Below are 2,378 nucleotides of genomic sequence, written 5' to 3' on the forward strand. Positions count from 1 at the left end.
ATACCAATGATCTCAGGCGTATCGATAGCAAGCACTTCTTCCATATAATCACTGATGATACGTTCAGAAATATCGGCATCAACTCGCCTTTCAACGTTTGAGAAATACACTTCATAAATTTTATTTCTCACCTCATTGGACATTATTTTCGCATCATTAATGGTTGAAGTGAAGTACCATAAATTCTCTCTTAAAAAATAGAATCTTTCGGGGATAGACTCAAGCCCATCGGCCACACTATGAATATAAACATGTGACATTTCAGTTTTTGCCGCGATGATGTCCAACCATTGGTCGGGAAAGTAATTTTCCAACACCGTTTCCCGATAAAAAGTAAGGTCCACATCTATTCTATTTTCGGGAGTATGACCAAATCGTGGTGGTAAAAAATCGGTTAACAAAGAGACACCGAGGTGTTCGATAAATTCATTTTCTACCAGATTAACATCGAATGTCTGTGAGTTAACCTCAACAATTCTCCGGGGAATATTGTAGAGAAGATGTGTATTTTTCAGCTCAGGAATCTGTGCGTTAAGAATGAGATGCTGTGGCATCACATTCTGGCGATGCAGTGGAATAAGCTGATTATCCTGGTTCAATAGAAAGCGTTTACCCGCCAATGCGCCAGTGTCAGGATTGGCTAATACATAAATACCCGGATGATTCACTCTGCTGATTCTTTCTACAGGTACACTTACCTGTGAATAAGGCAGTCGAGCGGAAATGACAGAAGAGGGAGGCACTGGCAGCCTTTCCAGCCACCGTTCAGAGACGAGTTTTTCTGCAAGGGCGATAGTGTTTTTGTCTCTGTTGAGGAAAGCGACCAATTTTTCAGTAAATCCTCTTCCTATACCTGTCATAAGTTCAAATCCGGGATCAAGGCTTCTGAGTGTGTTTTTTCCCAGCGACGTCATTTCTTGCAGGGTAGGTACTGATATCTCTTTCAAAAAGACCTCAGTTCCTGTTATTTTTTCTCCTCTACGTAAAACCTTTCTTGCATGATAGGCGGCCTTCCCTAACCCCATACCAAATTTCCCTCCCATACGCGCAGCCTGAGACAATACAGGGGCGATCGCCAGCGCATCCATCATGCACGAGGGCACTGCCTGTACGGGATTATTATTGATAATTCCATCGATACAGTCATAGAATGGAACAACCTTACTGACGAGTTTCCAGGCGTTTTGCAACTCAGACGCATCATTGCCCGTCTTGTAGAGCAAGTGATAGAGATTTTCACTGTGCATATCGCTCAACGTGCCAATGATTTTATTTTTATCATCTCCATTCCCCAATGGATTTTTTCGGTCAGTAAGAATAGTGAAATGAAACGTATCTTTATCGGTTGTTAATTCTCGGCCAGCAACCACTCGATGACGACCAAAATCCCGATAATCGAGAACATCAGCTTCAATGTAACGCAGAATATCACGGTCAACCCTGACAATAGAATAACCGCTGGATGTATCTTGGCCTCCCCACTTCAGCGCGTAAATTCTTTCCTGCTCACCATGGATTACAGATAGAAGATCTGTTTTTTCTAAATTAATATATAAATTCTTATCCAGCGCATAGTTATAAGCGACAATCATGGCGTGCCGCGTATTCATACTAAAAGAGGCAGGGTAGACCGTCGCATTCGGTGAAAAAAAGAAATTAAGCTCATTTTCTTCCATGTTTTCCAACACAGAACCGATCAGGCTTTTATCCAGTTCACCGAAGCAATCAGAGACGTTTTTCGTCAATCGATGGTACTCGCCATCCAGGCTGTCTGGCGCTGCGCGGCAAGGTTTTAATACACCATTCATATAAAGCTGTTTGGATTGACTTTGCGATTTTTCACGTTTTTGTTGCAGTGTTCGTATGGCATCCGCCCTGTCATCTAGAGCCGGTAACTCATGGGGCGGACAATCAGCAATAATTTTTTCAGCCAATTGCCCTTTACTGAGCCAGTGGTCTACGGCAGATTGATAACATTGCAACTGTGTGATTAACCGTTGCCGCGTTGCTTCACTCTTTTTCCTGATCTCAATATAATTATCGATAATATCTCTACTTATACTGTGAAATCTTTTTTCCGAATGGATCCTTCCCGGTATTTTTTCAGCAGCAAAAAACAGCGCTGGAAGTAAAAAATAGACCACTTTATCGGCACTGACGCCTTCTTCCAGGGCAATACGCCATAGCGCTTCGCCCAGTTGAATACTCTGCTCACGGTTAAAGTGACGTAACTGGCCAACATCAGATAGGAAGCGTGTACCCGTATACAAATGACTAAATTCGGTGCTGTTTAATGACAGGTCATCTATTTTTTGCTCGGAGAAGCAGAGCAACGGCAACTCTTTTTGCAAAAATGACGACCACATTGCTTCAAGATC

The 2,378-nt window shown here is 42.6% G+C and carries 1 pseudogene; it reads right to left on the reverse strand.

From position 1 onward, the window contains the following. Window positions 1-2,378, reverse strand: a pseudogene (locus J5224_RS25030) (hypothetical protein); the annotation flags it as partial.

This window comes from Candidatus Symbiopectobacterium sp. NZEC135 (genome assembly GCF_025962695.1).